The organism is Singulisphaera chitinilytica (genome assembly GCF_049331405.1).
Classification (GTDB): domain Bacteria; phylum Planctomycetota; class Planctomycetia; order Isosphaerales; family Isosphaeraceae; genus PoT.
This window is the reverse complement of sequence record NZ_CP186274.1, coordinates 601,454-616,816: the sequence shown is the minus strand read 5'-3', so window position 1 is coordinate 616,816 and position 15,363 is coordinate 601,454. Positions and strand designations below refer to the sequence as shown.

Sequence of the window (15,363 nt, the reverse complement as noted above, 5' to 3'; positions counted from 1 at the left end):
TCGCAACGAGGTCCCTCACGGGGGCGAGATTGTCACCTTGCCGAGCCTTTCCAGAGGAACTCCATAGATCCATTTGCCTATTTGACCTCCACCTGTAATCCCTGAAAGCAAAGAGACACCACTGGAGAGCGACCCAGATTTGAACGGCTTTCCATCGCGATCGGTGTAGGCGATGTTCCAGGCCTGTCTCGCGGAGACCCCCTGGACTTCGAGTGATACAGAGAGTTTCGAGGCCGCCTCCTCGGGCTGAATGGGTTTGAAAACGACCCCTCCACTCGTCACTGGGCCGAAGACATCCCCTCGACGCGTTCGGAGAATGACGCGGATGGGGTCCAACTCCGGGAATTCCGTCTCGACGTCCTTGCCATCGACCGCGATGCTGACCGACGGCGGCGGGCCGAACAGACGAGGCTTCACGCTCGGGAGCCATACGTTATCAAAGAAGAAGGTGTGCCGGCCGCCGAAAGGTCGGAGCTCGAAGTGATCGATCCTGGATACGCCGAGGTTGAAAGCGATGACCTCCGTCGAATTCGCCGCCTTGAAGTCGACGAAGTGTGGGAGTTCCGCGAAGACCCGCTCCCCTCGAGTCCCAACGGCGAAGATTTCATACTGGCCATCGATCCAGTTGCCTTCCCAGTGGACGACAATCGAGCATGAGCGAGTCGGATCGAGTTCTGATTGTCGCCAGCGAAATTGGGGTGACTTCTCGCCGGGGACATCGACCCTGGTGTAGTTCGCTGCGCCTTGGTGGACCTCGGTGATTGACACCGTTCCCTCGGCGAACCGGGCCGAGGCTCCCGCCTCCGGCTTGAGTCGCACGACCCGCTCTCCCTGCTCATGGTGGCTCGCTCGAAACCAGACGTCGACCGAAGGCGGAAGCGCATCGCCCATGCCCAGAAGCTGGACGGTCAGGGGCGAGGACATTCGATAGCCGTACCGCCGCCCGCCGAGATTCGTGAGTAGCTTTCGGGACGCGTGATCGAAAACGCGGAGCTCGATCACTTCCATCTCAGACGAGGGGAGGCTCAGGGCGACCTCGGCCATGTCGAGCCAGGAGGCTTTCGCCTTCATGTTCGGGTCGGCCTTGAACTTGGGGCTCTTCAAAGGAAGCCCCCTCCCGTCCTCGAACTTGAGACTCCCGTCGGGAGAATTCCGGACCACTCCCGCGACTGACAACGTATCCGAGCCGAGCCACAAGGCCATATTGCGCGACATCCGCGCCTTCTCGTAAAGCTTGCTGTCTCCGATGGAAGGTAAGGACGCGCCGGATTTGTCCAGAAAGCCCCGCAGTCCCGAGAGGAGTATCCCGAACACCGCCACGATCAGCATCATGGTGGCCATCGTCAGCCGGCGTATCTTCACGGGGCACCTCCTGCCGTTTCATTAATTAACAGATATTTTCTTCATCAAATCTAGAAATTCGCACTCTCAAGACGTCCTGGGTTCAACCCGGCTTCGACCCTCCGAAGAAGTAGGAGCGGATCCGGGCGTCGAGCCGCTTGGGGCGGCCGGACTTGGCATCGATTGCGCACCATATGGTGCGGGACCTGGCCAGGAGTTCGCCGTCCTTCTCGCGGCGGATCTCGCAGAGCCGCTCGGTGGTCGCGGCGGTGATCTCGCCGAGCCAGGTGGTGGCGATCAGGGCGTCGCCGGCGAAGGCTGGCTTCTTGTAGTCGATCTCGTGGCGGACGACGACCCATGAGAGGTTCGCCACGACCTCGGGCTCGACGACGGCCGTCCAGTGGGCCACGGCCGCGTCCTGCACCCAGCGCAGGTAGACGACGTTGTTCGCGTGCCCGTTGTTGTCGATGTCCCGATCCTTGACCGCGATGGGATGATCGAACCGATTCGCTTGCGGTTCCGCTTCCGCTGGCACGTCCGTTGGGTTCATCGTAGGCCCAGGCAATCCCTTGTCGCGCGGTTCTCGCGTCCGGCCGCCAACCGCCTCGGCCCGATCGTAACACATCGCGAAAACCAACGTCGAATGCGTCAATCCTCGCGAACATGGATCGCGCCGCATCGCCATTCCTGCAAAACAGGGGACCGGATATGATCCGCGGCCGACCTGGCTCATATCCACCTCGGCACAGGCGGACCACGTCGAAATACGAGCCGGCCAGGTAAAGGCTCAAGAGATTTCCTCGTTTTGCCGACAATCCGAAGCCGAACTAGGAAGGGTACGCGCGGCCGATGTTCGAAGGCCTCGCACGGTCTGGGGGCGTGTCGAGGGCTCAATGCTCCGCCTTAGGGTGACTGCGGCCACAATGATGTTGCTGACGACCCTGGCGCGCGGGGACGAGCCCGCGAGCGCGCCAACGCCCCCGCCCTCGCAGGAGGAACGGCTCCGCAAGCTCGAGAAGATCATCGGCGACCTCTCCAAGAGCGAAGCCGAGGCCAAGGCGGAGGCCGTCCGCGTCCGCCAGGAGTCGGACAAGCGTTACCGCGAGCTCGAGCAGAAATACGACGCGATCAAGGAACGGCTGGAACGAGTCGAGGCCGAGCCGGGATCCGGGCATGAGCCGCATACGACCTCCGGCCGCGAGTCGCCCGAGAGTGCCCCGCCGCCGCCGGGTGCGACCCTGGCTCGGCCCGAAGAAACGGAGGAGCCGCACGAACCCCAGGGGACCCCGCTCCGCGCACGCCTCGAAGAGGGTTTCGCCCTCGAATCGGAGAACGAGGAATACATCCTCCGAATGCGCGTGCTCGACCAGACCGACTTCAAGGACTTCATCCCCAACAACCAGAGCCCGGCCCGCAGCGGCCTCTACATCCCCCGCGTCCGCTTCTACTTCGAAGGCCGCCTGACGCGCCTCTTCGAGTATGAGGTGTCACTGCAACGCAGCGTCGACGGCCAGTGGGACCTGCTCGACGGCAACGTGAACGCCCACATCAGCGAGCCGTTCCAGATCCAGTTCGGCCGGATGCTGACGCCTTACAGCTACGATTGGTACGACCACCTCGAGCAGTATTTCATCACCCCCGAACGCGGGCTCTTCCCGCTGAACTTCGGCCTGGCGCGGCAGGCGGGACTGCTCGCCCACGGGTTCCTCTCCGAGAAGCGGCTGCAGTACGCCGTCGGCGGGTACGACGGGCACCTCGTCGGCCTGGCGGATAACAACAACACGCGGGATGTCGCCGGCTACTTCAACTGGAAGCCCTTCCTCATCTCGGAGGATCGGCCGGGGCTCCGGCACCTGAACCTCGGGGCCTCGATCTTCGGCGGGCTCCAGGTCGCTCCCCAGGCCCCCTTGCCCTTGCGGACCTCGCTCCAGACGTCGGAGAACGACGAGGGGGCCCAGTCGGCGACATCGACCTTCCTGCGGTTCAATGACGACGTCTTCTATCTCGGCAATCGTTTCGGCGCCGCGGCTCACCTGGCCTGGTATGTGGGCGGCCTCTCGGTGGAAACCGAGTATCAGTACGGCCGTTTCGACCTCGCCCGCAAGCTGGTCGAGGGGCATTCGCAGCTCCCGGTCAACGGCTTCCACACCACGGCCGGCTACTTCCTGACCGGCGAGAAGGTCGAAAGCCGCACCGCTGTCCAGCCCCTCCGCCCCTTCGACCCGACGAGGAACCAGTGGGGGCCGGGCGCCATCGAACTGTTCGCCCGCTACAGCCAGCTCAACCTCGGCAAATCCGTCTTCGAAGACGGCCTGGCCGACCCGCTCAAGTGGTCGGCCAATGCCTACATGACCGACATCGGGTTCAACTGGTACCTGACCCAGTACATCAAGCTCTACATCGACTGGCAGCACACCACGTACGGCAAGCCGATCCTGCTGAACCCGAACTCGGGGCTCTACGGCCGCTTCAACGACCTCCTCTGGATCCGAGCCCAACTCTACTTCTGACCCGCCTCGCCCCCGGCGTCTGGCGTTGCATTTCCACACGTCAGCCCCCCATCATTGAGATGGTAATCCTCTCTCGTTCGATAAGAGCCACAATTCGACGCCTTGACGTTTTTCGACGATCCGTCAATAATAGGACCGTTATGGGCACTTCTCTTCGAAAGCAGCGCGAGGTTCGTCAGCGAGAGCTGACGTTGCTCGAGGTCGCTCGCCGGATGCTGATCGAGCAGGGCTATGCGGGCCTGAATATGGATCGTCTTGCGGAGGCGACCGAGTATTCGAAGGGGACGGTCTATCAGCACTTCTCGACCAAGGAAGACCTCGTGACGGCGCTGGCGATCCAGAGCCTCGAGCAGCGATATGCCCTCTTCCAGAAGGCCCTCGCGTTCGAGGGGAACCCTCGCGAGCGGATGATCGGGATCGGCCTGGCCGACGAGCTGTTCGTCCGGCTGCACCCGCACTACGCCCGCTCCGAGCTGATCATCAAGATGGCGGACCTGGAAGAGCGCGCCTCGGACGAGCGCCGGGCCACGCTCAACGGCGTGGAGTGGTGCTGCTTCACCGAGATCGGCAAGGTGGTCCAGGAGGCCGTCGACGCCGACGACCTGCCCCTCCCCCCGGGCTGGACGCCCAGCGAGGTCATCTTCACCCTGCTGGCCATGTCGATCGGGACCCATAACGTGTCGCTCAACTATCGCCCGCTCTTGCAGAAGACCGGGGTCACGTCCCCGCTCGAGACGCTCCGCGAGGCCATCCCGACGTTCCTCGACGGCCTCGGTTGGAAGCCGCTCCGCTCGGAGTGGGACTACGCCAACACGTACCGACGGCTCTCTCAGGAGATCTTCGCCGATGAATGGAAACGCGCCGGGCTCGGATAGCGGGCCTCGCTTTTTTTTGGGCCGTTTCTTGACGAAGTGTCGAAAACCGGCGCAGGGTTTGGCTGCGTTCGGGTTTATGGTCGTCGTCGCCTTGGTGGGGCGTCAGCAGGCGGCCCTGCTGGCGAAGTCACACAAGATCCAGCCCGATGATCCGCCGCCGGTGTCGGTCCGGGTGGTCTCGCTGAAGGAAGAGGTTGTGGAGTCCGGGGCGCACTACAGCGCCATCGTGAAGGAGCTGCGCAAGGTCGAGCTCTCCTTCCGGGTCTCGGGCAACCTCGAATACCTCCGGCAGGTCGAAGGGCCCGGCAAGAAGCTGCGGGATGTGCATGAGGGGGACCACTTCCCGCAGGGGACCGTCCTCGCGAAGCTCGACCCGGCCGACTACCGCCGAGAGCAAGGGGTGGCTTCCGAACGCCTGGCCGCGGCCACGGCGAGGCAGGCTCAGGCCGAGGCCGACATGGAGCTGGCGAAGGTCGATCACCATCGGACCGAGGCGCTCGTGCGTCGCGGCTCCGCGACCAACTCGGAGCTCGACTCGTCGCGGGCCAAGCTCCGCAACACGACCGCCGCCGCCGAGGCCGCCAAGCGCGAGGTCGAGTCGGCCCGCATCAGCCTCCAGCAGGCCGAGGCAAACCTCGGCTACTGCACGATCAAGGTCCCGTTCCCCGAAGGGACCGTGGCCTCTCGCTTCGTCGAGAACTACGAGCGGGTCGCGGCCAACCAGCGGGCCTTCCTGCTCCTGGATCTCTCCAGCGTCTCGATCGCCCTCGGCGTCCCCGACACCCTCGTCGGCCGCCTCGCCATCGGGCAGACCGTCGACGTGACGACCGACGCCCTGCCCAGCGAGCGGTTCGCCGGGGTCATCCACAAGATCGGATCCACGGCCGACCCCCAGACTCGCACCTATCTCGTCGAGATCCGGATCGACAAGCCTCGCGGTTTGCGTCCCGGGATGGTCGCCAGCGCCCACTTCCGCCGCGAGACGAAGGCCCACCTCATCCCCCTGACCGCCGTCGCGCCAGGGACCTCCGAGCGCGACTACGCCGTATTCCGGGTCGAGGACGACGGCAAGAAGCAGGTCGTGCGCCGGGTCCCGATCGAGTTCGACGACGTGCTGGATAACCGGGTCGTCGTCAGGCTGGATTCGGGCTCGCGAGGCCTCAAGCCGGGCGAGCCGATCGTCGCGACGGGCGTGCATCGGCTCAGCGACGGCCAGGCCATCCACATCATCAAGTAATTCACCCGAACCAGGGACCTTCTTCCGAACGATTGGTCACGCCGGCCCGGGATGGGCGGAGTAGGACGCGGCAAGATCATGACCACTTCGCAGTATTTCGTGTACAAGCGGCCGATCGCCTGGACGCTGCTGATCTTCACCTGCCTCTGGGGCACCTATGCCTACATGGCGATGCCCCAGCGCCAGGATCCGCAGATCCAGATCCGCAGCGGCGTCGTCCTGACCACGTACCCGGGGGCCGGGGCGGTCGAGGTCGAGCAGGAGGTCTCACGCAAGGTCGAGAAGAAGCTGGCCGAGAATCCGGCCGTCGAGCACGTCCGTTCGATCAGCCGACAGAACCTCTCGGTCGTCTTCGTCGACCTCTACGACACGACCAGGAATGCCGAGGCGATCTGGCAGGACCTCGACAACAAGCTCGCCGCGATGACGGACCTGCCGCAGGTGGGGGGCCAGCCGCTCCGCCCTCGGCTCGACAAGGACTTCGGCGACACCGTCGCCGTCATGCTCACGATCAGCAGCCCCCCCATCTCCGACCAGGACATCGAGCAGCGGGCCGACGTCATCAGCCGCCGGCTCGTCAAGGAGCGGGCCGAGCGCCCCGAGGCCCTGAGGTCTCGCAGGTATAGTGGCGTGCTCGTCCACCCCTCGACGGTGGACCGCGCCCTGGTTGAGCGCCTGGGCCGGCTCCTGCTCCAGCATCTCACCGAGGCCGGCCTCGCCGAGGACGGGCGTTACGTCGGCCTCCTCGGCGCGGGGGTCGTCGACTTCCGCCTGCCCGAGGGCCGCGACGAAGCGAAACTGCTCGCGAAAACCGAGCAATGGTCGCAGGAGAACATCGGGTCGGGCCTGGGCCACCCGGATATCTGGCCGGGGGTCATCGTCCAGGATCCGAACACCCTCGCCAGGGTGCTCAAGACCCGATGCCAGGCCGAGCCGGGGGGGATCGCCCGCTACTCCTATGAGGAGTTGCACAAATTCGCCGACCTGATCCAGGACCGGCTCCGGCAGTCTCCCAAGGTGGGCAAGATCGAGCAGCTCGGCGTCATCGATGAAGCGATCTATCTTTACTTCAGCAATCGTCGGCTCGCGCCGTTCGGCCTCGACCCGACGTCCCTCGGCATGCGGCTCGCCCAGCGCAACATCAACCAGCCTGGCGGGACGGTCGAGCTCCCGCGGCAGAGCCTGGTCGTCAAGCCCAGCGGCAAGTTCCAGGGCGAGGCCGAGATGGGCAACATCGTCGTGGACACGAGGGACGGCGTCCCGCTCTACCTCAAGGATCTCGTCGAGGTCGTCCGCGGCTACGAAGATCCGCCCCGCGTCTTGAACTTCCGATCCCGAAAGTTCGCCGCCGGGCAGGCTCCCACGGTCCTGCAAGCGGGATTGGCTCCCACGGATCAGGCTTCGCATGAAGCGAAGGAAACGGGACACGCCGAGGCCAAATCGGCCAAGGAGGTCTGGACCACCCGTGCGGTGACGCTCGCCGTGCGGCAGGTCAAGGGGACGCAGATCGCCGACTTCGACCGCGACCTCAACACGACCCTGGCCTCGCTCAAAGGCGCCCTGCCCGAGGATCTCACCGTCGAGAGGACCAGCGACGAGCCCGAGCGCGTCGCCCGTAAGATCGACCAGTTCAAGGACTGCTTGCTTGAAGCGGTCTTGATCGTCGTCGCCGTGGCGCTCGTCTTCATGGAGTGGCGGTCCGCCCTGCTCGTTGCGATCTCGATCCCGATCACCCTGGCGATGACCCTGGGATTCTGCCACATGCTGGGGGTCGACATGCAGCAGGTGTCGATCGCCGCCCTGATCATCGCGCTCGGCCTCCTCGTCGATGACCCGGTGGTGGCGGGCGACGCGATCAACCGCGAGATGGCCCACGGCGTGCGACGGGACGTCGCGGCCTGGCTCGGGCCGCAGAAGCTCTCGAGGGCGATCCTTTATGCGACGATCACGAACTGCGTGGCCTTCCTCCCCTTGCTGCTCGTCAGCGGGGCGGTCGGCGAGTTCATCTGGTCCTTGCCGGTGGTCGTCACGAGTTCTTTGGTGGCCAGCCGCATCGTCTCGATGACCTTCATCCCCCTGCTCGGCTATTACATGCTGAGGGGCCAGCACGGGTTCGAGGCGGGCCTGGCCGACGGCGGCAAGGGGTCGCGGTTCGCTCGCATCTACAATGGTTTCTCCGAATTCTGCATGGATCACAAGTGGGCCTCGCTGGCCGCATGCCTGGTGGTCATGGGGGCGGCCTTCAGCCTGCTCCCGCTGCTCGGCACCAACTTCTTCCCCAAGGATCTGCATACGGCCTTCACCGTGAACCTGTTCCTCCCCGAGGGCACGTCGATCCGCGAGACCAAGGGGGAGGCCATGCGGGCCATCGAGCAGATCGAGGCCCTCGTGGGCGACGACGTCGAGGCATACACCACCTTCGTCGGCGCGGGGGGTCCGCGGTTCTGGCTCTCCATCGTGCCCGAGCAGCCGTCCTCGAACTATGCCCAGGTCATGGTCCACACGCGGGACGTCTATCAAACCGAGGTCCTGGCCGACCGGCTCAAACGCGAGTTGCCCCCGCGGCTCTCGGTAGCCCGGGTCCACGTCCAGCAGCTCGAATCAGGCCCGCCCATCGGGATTCCGGTCCAGGTCCGCGTCCAGGGCCCCGACCTCGCCACGGCGCGTCGGCTCGGCGAGCAGATCAAAGGGTACATGCGTGAGTTCCCCGGCACGGAGAACATCCAGGACGACTGGGATCCCGAGTATCTGCAGATCGGCATCCGGGTCGACTCCGACCGCGCGAACGTCGCCGGGGTCTCGCACCAGGACGTCGCCGCCGTGACCAGCTCGGGGCTCACGGGACTCGTCACCACCTACCTCCGCGAGCGTGACCGCCTGATCCCGGTCATGCTCCGCCTCCGCCCCGACGAACGCGGGCGGATGGAAGACATGAAGACGATGAACATCTTCGGCTCGGGGGGAGGCCGGGTCCCCCTGAATCAGATCGCCGCCTTCCAGACCGAGCGCGTCGCCCCCAAGATCAGCCGCCGCGACCACGAGCGCTGCCTGACGGTGAAGTGCGACGTGGTGCGCGGGGTGCTCGCGAGTAAGGTCGTTGAGGACCTCGACGTGAAGCTCCGAGAGGCCTCGAAGTCGTGGCCGGCGGGCTACCACTACGCGTTCGGCGGCGAGAAGGAGGAGCAGGAGAAGGGCTTCGGCTCGATGTCGGTCGCGATGATCGCCTCGGTGCTGGCGATCTACCTCGCGCTCGTCCTCCAGTTCAACAGCCTGACCAAGCCGCTGGTCGTCTTCGCGGCGGTCCCGTTCGGCATGGTCGGCGGGCTGATGGGCCTGATCCTGTTCAACGTCCCGCTCGGCTTCTTCGCGTTGCTGGGGCTCTCATCATTGGCGGGGGTCATCATCAGCCACGTCATCGTCCTCTTCGAGTACATCGAGGAGGCCCACGAGCGTGGCGAGACCTTACATCGCGCCGTCATCGACGCGGCCCTGGTCCGGCTCCGGCCGGTGCTCGTGACCGTGCTCGCCACCGTCGGCGGCCTGATCCCTCTTGTCTACAAGGGGGGACCTCTCTGGGAGCCGCTCTGCTACGTGCAGATCATGGGCTTGCTCGTCGCCACGCTCGTGACCAAGGTCGTCGTGCCGGTCCTCTACGTCCTCTTCGTCGAGGACTTCAAGCTGATCAAGTGGTCCAAGCCGGGCGAGCACACCGAAGAGGGTCCGCCCGCCGAGTACGTCTCGCATGGCCACGGCGTCGTGACCCACCCGCCCCACATCCGCCCCTCCGCCGAGCCCGCCCTCGGTTGACGCCAAGGCTTTGAGGCGACCCTCGACATGAACCGGCCCGCCGGCCTGCCCCCTGGAGCAAGCCGGCGGGCTGTCTCTTTTCTCCGAGGGTGCCGGTCGTCGAATCCGTCACTCGCGAGCGATGCTGGCTCGACCTCGCGTCATCGCAGGCTCACCTCAACACCACTGCATGCACCCAGCGTTACTTCATCCTTGAAAGCTTCGCCAACCTCGCTGTCTTAACGCCTACCCCTTCGACGCGAATTGCCCATGAACCCACGTTAACCTGGATTCTCACACGCTTCGAGAAATCGGGCGGATTCGACTTTATCCCCGGATGACCCGAGCCTAAAGTATTCGCGTCCGGGTCGGATCCAGGACTCGCCGGAGGTACGCTCACCCTCGAGCGTCGACCGGAGCCCTCACGGAACAAGGATGTTCAACTCATGCTCCTACCACTGCTGACGATCGGCCTGGGCCTCTCCCTCGTGGTCACGCTCGCCGGTGCCCTCTCGCCCCTGCGATCCTTGCTGACCCCCGGCCACCACTGCCCGAAGTGCGGCAACGACTCCTCCTTGAAGCGTGTCTCGCGCCGCAGTTGGGAACGCTTCGTCGGCATGCTGGTCGCGAGCCGACGCTACCGCTGCCTCGCCTGCCGCTGGGACGGCCTCCTCCGCGAGGGTGCCCTGCAGCCCACGCCGGCGACGACCGCGACGACTGCGTCGCCCATGGAAGTCTAATCCTGGGGCGGCTCGATCTGCCTCTGGCGGACTCAACGCCCGCCATCAGTGATATTCGAGTTCGAGCCAGGCCGACGGCTGCGACCCGGGCCGCAGTGTGTTCCGATCTCCGAAGATGAAGAGTCGCCCCGCATCGGCCAAAGAAAGGCCGATTCGCGGGTCGTGATCGATTTGGAGCAATAGGCTCCAGTACTTCAGTCCCTGTGCGAAACGCGATGGCGCGATGCCTGCCTCGTCGAGTTGGTGCCCTGCCCTGACGATCTCGGTATAGTCGCGAACGAAAACGTCCTCGGCGACTCCAGCTTCCTTCAGCGCTTCGACGGTCTCGGGGTATCGCAAATACTCGCCCGATTCGAAATGGCCGCACGCGAAGGAATTGAAGTATTGAATCCGATCGGGCATTCCGCCGATCCGGTGCATTTGGGCTTTGCGTGGGGGTCGGGTCGTTGCCCTGACCCACATAGATTGATACCGAGCCTTGTCGGGACCATGGGAGGCGACGCGACGAGTTCGGCCCTCATCGAAGAGGATCGCCCAATGCCTGCGATCCGAAGCGGGAAGACTTGAAGCCAAATCATCTTCGTTGTAGAAGATCGAGAGCACGCCTTCCCTCGGGAAGTCCCTGGGCCAGTGCTTGCCTGATGCGGCCGAGAGTTCGCCGAAATCAAACTGGCCAAGGAATGGCAGCGGGCCACCCTCCCCTTGAGGCCACTCGGCGACAAACTCGGGGTCGCCACCCAACCTCGATACCTTCGGCGTAGTCGTCGCCACGAGCGAAATGCCCTCGTCCTGCGGCACGAGGGCATCCAACCCGGACCAATCGAACATTGGCTCCTGGGTAAACGGGTTGATGACCTTACCTATAAACATCTTCGAGCCTCGTCTGGCTTATCATGACGGCGAAGGAGGGGACGTGAGCCTCCAGAGGTCGTAATCCCGCTCCTCCTGCTGGATAAGTTAGAATTCCGCCGCCATCTTTCTCGCCTCCTCCTGGCCACACGCGAGATTCTCTTCCCGCTTCTCCTTCGCCGGCCACGAAGTACCTTCCACCACCAGCGAACGAACCTCCTGAACCCCGACGAACTTCAGCCAGAATTCGATGTAGGCCTTCTGATGGTCAAAGAGGGAAGCGGCCGTCGGGGTGTTCTCCGCGTAGGTCCCGCCTCGGGCATAGACGACAAAGGCGCGAGGTGTTGTCAAGAGAGGGCCGTAGGCCTTGCCGTCGAAGGTGAAGAGCATATTGCGCTGGCTGGCCAGGTCGATCAACTGCTTGAGCTTGTACGGGTAGGCGAAGTTCCACAAGGGCACGCCGAGCACGATGCGATCAGCCTGCTGGAAGCGGGCCGCCAGCCTCTGGATTTTCTCCCAGACGGCGGCCTCGGCCGGGTCCATCGGCTCCTTATTGATGCCCTTGTATTTCGCGCCGATCGCTTCGGCATCGAATTCCGGCAGGTTCTCTTCCCAGACGTTGAGCGTGTCGATCGTCGCATCGGGGTGCGATGCCCGGTAAGCCTCCAGGAAGGCATCGGTCACGGCGATGGACGCGGACTTCGCACCGCGGGGAGAGCTCTGAATGTTGAGTAGGATCATGTTATGGAGAGGGGCAACCCTGAATGGAGAATGCTCCCGAACCCGATACGCCGTCGTGGGCGGCTCATCGGATCGGGAGCAGGCGAGGTTTGACTCAACTACGGGGGAGGCGAGTTCAAGGCTCAGAGGACCGGATGGGGGTTCCGCTCCTTGAAGCCGTACTGGTGCCAGTAGGGATAGGGGGCGGGGCGGGCGCTGGCGGCGTCGAGCTTGGCGACTTGCTCGGCGGTCAGGTTCCAGCCGACGGCGCCGAGGTTCTGGCGGAGTTGCTCCTCGTTGCGGGCGCCGATGACGATGGTGGAGACCGTCGGGCGCTGGAGGAGCCAGTTCAGGGCGACCTGCGGAACTGTCTTGCCCGTCTCCTTGGCCACATCGTCGAGGGCGTCGACGACGTCGTAGAGGTACTCCTGGTCGACCTGCGGGCCGATGTCGGTGACCATCTTGTTCTGGAGGCGGCTGACTTCAGGCAGAGGCTGGCCGCGGCGGATCTTGCCGGTGAGACGGCCCCAGCCGAGCGGGCTCCAGACCACGGCGCCGACCTTCTGGTCGAGGCCCAAAGGCATCAGCTCCCATTCGTAGTCGCGGCCGACGAGGGAGTAATACGCCTGGTGGGCGACGTAGCGGGCCAGGCCGTATTTCTCGGAGACGGCCAGGGACTTCATCAGATGCCAGCCCGAGAAGTTCGAGCAACCGATGTAGCGGATCTTGCCGGCCCGCACCAGGTCGTCGAGCGTCCCCACCGCCTCCTCGATCGGGGTGATCGCGTCGAAGCCGTGGAGCTGGTACAGGTCGATGTAGTCGGTGCCGAGCCGCTTGAGGCTGTCATCGACCGTCTTGATCAAGTGATGACGCGACGATCCCAGGTTGTTGGCGCCGGGGCCGAAGCGGAAGGTCCCCTTGGTCGAGATCAGGACCTGGTCGCGCCTCCCCTTGATGGCCTGGCCCAGGATCTCCTCGGCCATGCCCGCCGAGTAGACGTCGGCCGAGTCGAACATCGTGAGGCCGGCCTCGAGGCAGATGTCCACCAGGCGCGAGGCCTCGGCGACATCGCTCGCCCCCCAGGCCTTGAAGAAGTCATTGCCGCCTCCGAATGTGCCGGTCCCCAGGCTCAGGACCGGAACCATGAACCCTGATCCGCCGAGCTGTCGATATTCCATCGCGATGAATCCTCAATTGCGTTGATGCCCGTATCTACATCCCGGCGTCGAGCCCGTCAGGCGCTCTGGACCGTCGACGACAGGAAGGGGTAATCGGTGTAGCCTACCGGCCCGGTCGGCGAGTAGAAAGTCTCCGGGTTCGGCTCGTTCAGGGGGGCGTCGAGGGCGAGCCGGCGCGGCAAGTCCGGGTTGGCGATGAAGAGCTTGCCGAATGCCACGGCGTCGGCCTCGCCGGCCTCGATGGCCGCCTCGGCGGTCTCCCTGGTGAACTTCTCGTTGGCGATGTAGACGCCGCCGAAGGCCGCCTTCAGCCTCGGCCCGAGCCGATCCGCGCCCAGCGCCTCGCGGGCACAGATGAAGGCGATCTTGCGCTTGCCGAGTTCCCTGGCCACGTAGGTGAAGGTCGAGGCCAGGTCGGAATCCCCCATCCAGTGGGCGTCGGCCCGGGGCGCCAGGTGCATGCCGACGCGCTGGGGTCCCCAGACGGAGACGACGGCGTCGGTCACCTCGAGCATGAGCCGGGCCCGGTTCTCGATCGGGCCGCCGTAGGCGTCGTCGCGATGGTTCGTGCTGTCCTGGAGGAACTGGTCGAGCAGGTAGCCGTTGGCGCCATGGATCTCGACGCCGTCGAAGCCGGCCGCCTTGGCGTTCTCGGCGCCGAGGCGATAGGCCTCGATCACCTCGGGGAGTTCGTCGAGCATCAGGGCGCGGGGGACGACGAACGGGCGCTGGGGCCGCAGGAGGCTCGGGTGGCCGTCGGGCGCGATCGCGCTCGGGGCCACCGGCTGCTGGCCTTCGAGGTAGTGGGGGTCGGAGATCCGGCCGACGTGCCAGAGTTGCAGATAGATCCGGCCGTTCGCGGCGTGGACGGCCCCCGTCACCTTCTTCCAGCCCTCGACCTGCGCCTGCGACCAGATGCCGGGCGTGTCGGGATAGCCGACCCCCATCGGAGACACGGAGGTCGCCTCCGAGAGGATCAGGCCGGCCGAGGAGCGCTGGGCGTAATACTCGGCCATCAGGGCGTTAGGCACCCGGCCTGCGCTCGACCGGCAGCGGGTCAGCGGCGCCATGATCACGCGGTTGGGAAGCTGCAAGTCGCCGAGGACCAACGGGTCGAAGAGCCTGGACATGATCGACACCTGCCTCATGAAAGAACCCGAACCTCAGTTGCTACATCCTGCGAGGGAGGGTCGTCGCCGCTCTCGACGTCGAGCGGCACCCATCACCGTCGCCCTCTCTGATTTTCCGAAGGAGCCGGCCGCCGGGCCCTGATCCCGATCGCGCCGGCGTCGTCGAGCCCCGGGGAGTCGAGGACGCCGGGAGCCTGCTATCGGCCAACTCGCCACTCAGGGGCGTCTGGCCTCCCCGGTCCGCCACGCTTCGTCGCGAAGGAGCCGTCCCTGCGACCTCGCCGCAGTCGTCTCGCGGAGGTGAATCTCCGCGACTCGAAATCTTCCCGAAGAGTGTGGGGCTTGCCGCCCCGCTCGGCGGAATCTTAGGTAGTTCACAATTCAAGAACAAGGGAACTATACAAAGTTCTCGTCATCCGGTTGTAACGGGCATGCGGGCGAGGGCCGTCGAAAACCCCGTGAAAAGGGAGGGGTTTTCCGTTATGATGAGATGTAAAGGGGGAGCCGGGTCCACTCCTCCTCGGCCAGAGTCCGTTTCACGTCGCACCCGCAAGAGATCGCGGGCGGTCCCCGACGAGGATCAGGGTTTCACGCTCCCTTTCCGTCATCAACATGGCATCCAGACCGCTCTTCCATCCCAGCATTGAAAGCGTCACCGTCTCGGGGATCCTCCACGCCCTGGCGGACCCGGTCCGCCTCGCCATCGTGAGCGAGATGCTGCGCGCGGAGGCGGCTGAGAGCTGCATCTCGACGATGAACAAGATGAACGTCGCGATGCCCAAATCCACCTGCTCGCAGCACTTCCAGATCCTCCGCGAGGCCGGGCTCATCACGAGCGAGCGCAAGGGGGTCGAGCTGCTGAGCCGGCTCCGGATCAAGGAGCTCGAAGGCCGCTTCCCCGGCCTCGTCATGACGATCCTCAAGGCCTACTGCCAGGAGAAGACCCCCGCCGGCCAGGCCGGCTGAGCCCCTCCGCGCGGTACAATCGCCGCGGCGA

At 64.9% G+C, this 15,363-nt stretch carries 12 protein-coding genes; 6 read left to right on the top strand and 6 right to left on the bottom strand.

Annotated elements, in window-relative coordinates; all coding sequences use genetic code 11:
• Positions 1-15: 15 nt before the first annotated feature.
• Both ACOYYX_RS02205 and ACOYYX_RS02200 read right to left on the bottom strand, forming a co-directional pair.
• Positions 16-1,362, bottom strand: coding sequence for a hypothetical protein (locus ACOYYX_RS02205; RefSeq protein WP_422928299.1), 1,347 nt, complete (start codon positions 1,360-1,362; stop codon positions 16-18).
• Positions 1,363-1,444: 82 nt separating this feature from the next.
• Positions 1,445-1,876 (bottom strand): acyl-CoA thioesterase, encoded by a 432-nt coding sequence (locus tag ACOYYX_RS02200; protein ID WP_422928298.1) that lies wholly within the window; start codon positions 1,874-1,876, stop codon positions 1,445-1,447.
• A gap of 388 nt (positions 1,877-2,264) precedes the next feature.
• On the opposite strand from ACOYYX_RS02200, the gene ACOYYX_RS02195 reads away from it, so the two are divergent.
• The 5 genes from ACOYYX_RS02195 (at position 2,265) to ACOYYX_RS02175 (ending at position 10,489) form a co-directional block, all read left to right on the top strand.
• Positions 2,265-3,851: a porin gene (locus ACOYYX_RS02195; RefSeq protein WP_422928297.1), complete on the top strand. Its 1,587-nt coding sequence runs from the start codon at positions 2,265-2,267 to the stop codon at positions 3,849-3,851.
• Between the two features lie 140 nt (positions 3,852-3,991).
• Positions 3,992-4,726 (top strand): TetR/AcrR family transcriptional regulator, encoded by a 735-nt coding sequence (locus ACOYYX_RS02190; protein ID WP_422928296.1) that lies wholly within the window; start codon positions 3,992-3,994, stop codon positions 4,724-4,726.
• 76 nt (positions 4,727-4,802) lie between these two features.
• On the top strand, positions 4,803-5,963 hold the full coding sequence (locus ACOYYX_RS02185) for an efflux RND transporter periplasmic adaptor subunit (protein ID WP_422928295.1): 1,161 nt from the start codon (positions 4,803-4,805) through the stop codon (positions 5,961-5,963).
• Between the two features lie 78 nt (positions 5,964-6,041).
• Positions 6,042-9,770, top strand: a complete 3,729-nt coding sequence (locus ACOYYX_RS02180) for an efflux RND transporter permease subunit (RefSeq protein WP_422928294.1) — start codon at positions 6,042-6,044, stop codon at positions 9,768-9,770.
• Between the two features lie 425 nt (positions 9,771-10,195).
• Positions 10,196-10,489, top strand: a complete 294-nt coding sequence (locus ACOYYX_RS02175; protein WP_422928293.1) for a hypothetical protein — start codon at positions 10,196-10,198, stop codon at positions 10,487-10,489.
• Positions 10,490-10,534: 45 nt separating this feature from the next.
• On the opposite strand, the gene ACOYYX_RS02170 is transcribed toward ACOYYX_RS02175, so the two are convergent.
• The 4 genes from ACOYYX_RS02170 to ACOYYX_RS02155 all read right to left on the bottom strand — a co-directional run bounded on the left by ACOYYX_RS02170 (position 10,535) and on the right by ACOYYX_RS02155 (position 14,366).
• Positions 10,535-11,317, bottom strand: coding sequence for a DUF1963 domain-containing protein (locus ACOYYX_RS02170; RefSeq protein WP_422931580.1), 783 nt, complete (start codon positions 11,315-11,317; stop codon positions 10,535-10,537).
• 129 nt (positions 11,318-11,446) lie between these two features.
• Positions 11,447-12,079 (bottom strand): FMN-dependent NADH-azoreductase, encoded by a 633-nt coding sequence (locus ACOYYX_RS02165; protein ID WP_422928292.1) that lies wholly within the window; start codon positions 12,077-12,079, stop codon positions 11,447-11,449.
• 122 nt (positions 12,080-12,201) lie between these two features.
• Entirely contained in the window at positions 12,202-13,236 is a 1,035-nt protein-coding gene (locus ACOYYX_RS02160) for an aldo/keto reductase (protein ID WP_422928291.1), read from the bottom strand.
• A gap of 56 nt (positions 13,237-13,292) precedes the next feature.
• Positions 13,293-14,366, bottom strand: a complete 1,074-nt coding sequence (locus tag ACOYYX_RS02155) for an alkene reductase (RefSeq protein ID WP_422928290.1) — start codon at positions 14,364-14,366, stop codon at positions 13,293-13,295.
• Positions 14,367-14,978: 612 nt separating this feature from the next.
• Between ACOYYX_RS02155 and ACOYYX_RS02150 the strand changes: the two genes are divergently transcribed.
• A complete protein-coding gene (locus tag ACOYYX_RS02150) occupies positions 14,979-15,332 on the top strand; it encodes an ArsR/SmtB family transcription factor (RefSeq protein ID WP_422928289.1) in 354 nt (117 codons plus the stop codon).
• The last annotated feature ends 31 nt before the right edge of the window (positions 15,333-15,363 follow it).

What these genes read in the sequence shown, in the direction of transcription:
- ACOYYX_RS02195 (WP_422928297.1), top strand. Translation starts at nt 2,265, where the DNA reads ATGATGTTGCTGACGACCCTGGCGCGCGGGGACGAGCCCGCGAGCGCG.
- ACOYYX_RS02190 (WP_422928296.1), top strand. Translation starts at nt 3,992, where the DNA reads ATGGGCACTTCTCTTCGAAAGCAGCGCGAGGTTCGTCAGCGAGAGCTG.
- ACOYYX_RS02185 (WP_422928295.1), top strand. Translation starts at nt 4,803, where the DNA reads ATGGTCGTCGTCGCCTTGGTGGGGCGTCAGCAGGCGGCCCTGCTGGCG.
- ACOYYX_RS02180 (WP_422928294.1), top strand. Translation starts at nt 6,042, where the DNA reads ATGACCACTTCGCAGTATTTCGTGTACAAGCGGCCGATCGCCTGGACG.
- ACOYYX_RS02175 (WP_422928293.1), top strand. Translation starts at nt 10,196, where the DNA reads ATGCTCCTACCACTGCTGACGATCGGCCTGGGCCTCTCCCTCGTGGTC.
- ACOYYX_RS02170 (WP_422931580.1), bottom strand. Translation starts at nt 11,317, where the DNA reads ATGTTCGATTGGTCCGGGTTGGATGCCCTCGTGCCGCAGGACGAGGGC.
- ACOYYX_RS02165 (WP_422928292.1), bottom strand. Translation starts at nt 12,079, where the DNA reads ATGATCCTACTCAACATTCAGAGCTCTCCCCGCGGTGCGAAGTCCGCG.
- ACOYYX_RS02160 (WP_422928291.1), bottom strand. Translation starts at nt 13,236, where the DNA reads ATGGAATATCGACAGCTCGGCGGATCAGGGTTCATGGTTCCGGTCCTG.
- ACOYYX_RS02155 (WP_422928290.1), bottom strand. Translation starts at nt 14,366, where the DNA reads ATGTCCAGGCTCTTCGACCCGTTGGTCCTCGGCGACTTGCAGCTTCCC.
- ACOYYX_RS02150 (WP_422928289.1), top strand. Translation starts at nt 14,979, where the DNA reads ATGGCATCCAGACCGCTCTTCCATCCCAGCATTGAAAGCGTCACCGTC.